This is a genomic window from Thioalkalivibrio sp., assembly GCF_041690275.1.
GTDB lineage: Bacteria > Pseudomonadota > Gammaproteobacteria > Ectothiorhodospirales > Ectothiorhodospiraceae > Thioalkalivibrio.
In genome coordinates this window covers 1-4072 of sequence record NZ_JAWLHP010000114.1, presented here as the reverse complement: position 1 = coordinate 4072, position 4072 = coordinate 1, and the positions used below count along the sequence as shown (strand labels likewise).

The following is a 4072-nucleotide window of genomic DNA, read 5'->3' as shown; positions in this document are numbered from 1 at the left end:
AGGCCGCTCCTACGGGAAGCCAGCCCCCGGAGCGGTCTTCCCCGCGCCCGCATCGCCGGGCCCCGGGCGGGCGGCAAATATCCCGGTGATTTGCCATGGACGGGCGAATCGGGCTTGAATCCGCTTTCCGGCAAGACTCACGAATGGAGGTATCCGGGATGCATCGATCGATCGCAGGCACGCTTCGCGCCGTCACCGCCGCCGTCGGCTCCGTTGCGGCGCTGGCCATGGCCGTTTCCGCGCACGCCGACCAGCGCTTCATCACCATCGGCACCGGTGGCGTCACCGGGGTCTACTACCCCACCGGGCAGAACATCTGCCGGCTCGTGAATCGCGACCAGGACACTCACGGAATGCGCTGCAATGCGGAGAGCACCGGCGGCTCGGTCTTCAACCTGAATTCCATCGCGGCGGGCGAGATGGACTTCGGCGTCGCGCAGTCCGACTGGCAGCACCACGCCTACCACGGCACCGACCGCTTCGAGGATCAGGGCGCGAACCCCGAACTGCGCTCCGTGTTCTCGCTGCACCCGGAGCCGTTCACCGTGGTGGTGCGGGGCGACAGTGACATCCAGGACTTCGAGGGCATCCTCGGCAAGCGGGTGAACGTGGGCAACCCGGGCTCGGGCCAGCGCGGCACCGTGGAGCGCCTGATGGCGGAGTACGGCTGGACGATGGATGACTTCACCCTCGCGGCCGAGCTGCCCTCGCGCGAACAGGGGCAGGCCCTCTGCGACAACCGCATCGACGTGATCCTGTTCACCGTCGGGCACCCGTCGGCCGCGATCCAGGAGCCAATCGCCACCTGCGACGCCCGAATCGTTCCGGTGACCGGATCCGTGGTGCAGACGCTGGTCGAAGAGACGCCCTACTACTTCGACGCCAGCATCCCGGCGGGCATGTACCCCGGACAGGACGCGGATGTGCAGACCTTCGGCGTGGGCGCCACCCTGGTCACCTCCACGGAGACCAGCGACAACGCCGTCTACCACCTGACCCGCGCGGTGTTCGAGAACTTCGATACCTTCAAGGGCATGCACCCCGCATTCCAGGTGCTGTCCCCGGAGGGCATGGTGGGCCAGGGCCTCTCCGCCCCGATGCACGAAGGGGCGCTTCGCTACTACCGCGAGGCGGGGATGCTGTCGGACTGAACGCGAACCACGGGTTCTGACGCGTGGCCACGCCGCGCCCGGACTCCGGGGGGCCGGCCCCGGATGACACCGCAACGCTGGTCGAGCACATGGAAACCGGGGCGCGGCGCCCCGGTTCCGCCACCCGCACGCTGATCTACCTGACCGCGCTCGCGTGGTCGCTCTTCCAGCTCTGGATCGTCTCCCCCCTGCCCTACGCGCTGGCCCTGGGGGTGATCCCGGAGACCCACGCGCGCTCGATCCACCTCGCATTCGCGGTCTTTCTCGCCTTCCTGCTCTTTCCGGCGCGCCTGCCCTCTGCGCGCGGGCCGCACATCGCCGCGGGCTTCTACGGGCTGCTGGGGGCGGGTCTCTGGCTCCTCGCCTGGCAGCAGCACCAGGCCGACCAGCCCTGGGCGACCGTCTACCTGCTGATGGGCGCCGCCGCACTGGCGCTGGCCTGGCCCGCGTGGCGGGTTGCGCCGCTCGAACGCGTCCCGTTGGTCGACTGGCTTCTCGCGCTGACCGCGGCCTTCGCCGCGGGCTACCTCTTCCTGTTCCACCAGGAGCTGGCCCAGCGGCCGGGACGCCCGGAACTGCCCGACATGATCGCCGCGGGCCTGGGCCTGCTGCTGCTGCTGGAGGCCACCCGGCGCGTGCTCGGTCCGGCGCTGATGGTGATCGCCGGCGTCTTCCTGATCTACACCTTCGCCGGTCCCTGGATGCCCGACCTGCTCGCCCACCGCGGCGCCTCCTTCGGGCGCGCGATGTCGCAGCAGTGGCTGTCGAACGAGGGCGTGTTCGGGATCGCGCTGGGCGTATCCACCAGCTTCGTCTTCCTGTTCGTGCTGTTCGGCGCGTTGCTGGAGAAGGCCGGCGCCGGCGGATACTTCATCCGCGTGGCCTTCTCGCTGCTGGGGCACATGCGCGGCGGCCCGGCCAAGGCCGCGGTGGTGGCCTCGGGGCTGACCGGCGTGGTCTCCGGCTCCTCGATCGCGAACGTGGTCACCACCGGCACCTTCACCGTGCCGCTGATGAAGCGCACCGGGCTGACCGCCTCCAAGGCCGGCGCGGTAGAGGTCGCCAGCTCGGTGAACGGGCAGCTGATGCCGCCGGTGATGGGCGCGGCCGCGTTCCTGATGGTGGAGTACGTGGGCATCTCCTACGTGGAGGTGATCAGGCACGCCTTCCTGCCGGCGCTGATCGCCTACATCGCGCTGCTGTACATCGTGCACCTGGAGGCGTTGAAGGCCGGTCTCCAGGGGCTGCCCCGGCACCGGCCGGGCCGCCTGTCGCGCAGCGTGATCGGCCTGGGACTCTCCGTCAGCGGGCTGCTGGTGCTGGCCGGGCTCGTCTACTTCGGGCTGGGCTGGATCAAGGACGTGGCCGGGGACCACTCCTTCTGGGTGATCGGGGCGCTGGTCGGCGTCACCTACCTGCTGCTGCTCTGGCTGACCTGCCAGGTGCCGGACGCCGGATCCGAACTGGATCCGGAGATCACCGAGGTCCCCGATCCCGGACCCACGATCCAGGGCGGACTGCACTTCCTGCTGCCGGTGGTGGTGCTGGTCTGGGCGCTGGTCGTCGAGCGCCTGTCGCCGGGGCTCTCGGCGTTCTGGGCGGTGCTGTTCCTGGTCGGCATCCTGCTGACCCAGCGGCCGCTGGTGGTTTTCTTCCGCGGGCTCGGCGGGTATGGCCCGGCATTCCTTCGGGGGCTGCGGGAACTCGGCGACGGCCTGGTGCAGGGCGCGCGCAACATGATCGGCATCGGGGTGGCGACGGCGGCGGCGGGGATCATCGTCGGGACGGTGGCGATGACCGGGATCGGCCTGGTGATGACCGATCTGGTCGAGCTCCTTTCCGGCGGAAACCTGATGCTGATGCTGCTGCTGACGGCGGTGATCTGCCTGGTGCTGGGCCTGGGGCTGCCCACCACGGCCAACTACATCATCGTCGCGACCCTGATGGCGCCGGTGATCGTCGATCTGGGCGCGCAGAACCAGTTGCTGATCCCGCTGATCGCCGCGCACCTGTTCGTGTTCTACTTCGGGATCATGGCGGACGTGACGCCGCCGGTCGGCCTGGCCTCCTTCGCGGCCGCGGCCGTCGCCCGGGCCGATCCGATCCGGACCGGCCTCCATGCCTTCTGGTACAGCCTGCGCACCGTCACCCTGCCCTTCGTGTTCATGTTCAACACGCAGCTGCTGCTGATCGGGGTGGACAGCCTCTGGCAGCTGGCGCTCACCTTCTTCGGCTCGCTCGCGGGGATCCTGGTCTTCGCCGCCGCGACGCAGCACTTCTTTCTGGTCCGCAACCGGCTCTGGGAGACCGCGGTGCTGCTGCTGGTCGCGCTGACGCTGCTGGTGCCCGGTTTCTGGATGGACCGGCTGCACGATCCACTGCAGGCCCTGCCCCCGACCGAGATCGAGGCGGTGGCCGGGGATCGGCCCGCCGGCGGCCACCTGCGCCTGGAGGTGTCCGGCTACGACCTCGACGGGCAGGAGGTGGTCCGGCGCGTGATGCTGCCGCTGGGCGACCCGGCCCCCGGGCGGGAACGCCTGACCGCGGCGGGACTGGGGCTGACGACCTTCAACGACCAGGTCAACATCAGCTTCGTGCGCTTTGCAAGCGCAGCCGAGCGCGTCGGGCTGGAGGGCGGCGCGCAGATCACCGCCGTCTTCGTGCCGGCCGACCGCCCCGCCTCCGAATGGTTCTTCCTGCCGGCGCTGCTGGCGCTCGGGGCGATCGCCTGGGTCCAGCGGCGGCGCCGGGCACTCCGCATCTAAGGCGAACGCCGCAGCAGGCCAGCCCCTGGGCGAGATTCCCCGGTGCCGAGGTCACCGAAGGCCTCGCCTCCCGCAGTGGCCGTGGGAGCGGCTTCCAGCCGCGATGCCCTTGGCTCGCGCCCTGCCCGATCGCGGCCGGAGGCCGCTCCTACGGGA

The 4072-nt window shown here is 70.2% G+C and carries 2 protein-coding genes; both read left to right on the top strand.

Annotated features, from left to right (window positions below; all coding sequences use genetic code 11):
- Window positions 1-158: 158 nt before the first annotated feature.
- Window positions 159-1151 carry a TAXI family TRAP transporter solute-binding subunit gene (locus ACESMN_RS13460; protein ID WP_373054119.1) on the top strand — a complete coding sequence of 331 codons (993 nt, stop codon included), beginning with the start codon at window positions 159-161 and terminating at the stop codon, window positions 1149-1151.
- Window positions 1152-1240: 89 nt separating this feature from the next.
- Entirely contained in the window at window positions 1241-3916 is a 2676-nt protein-coding gene (locus tag ACESMN_RS13455; protein ID WP_373054120.1) for a TRAP transporter permease, read from the top strand.
- Window positions 3917-4072 lie beyond the last annotated feature (156 nt).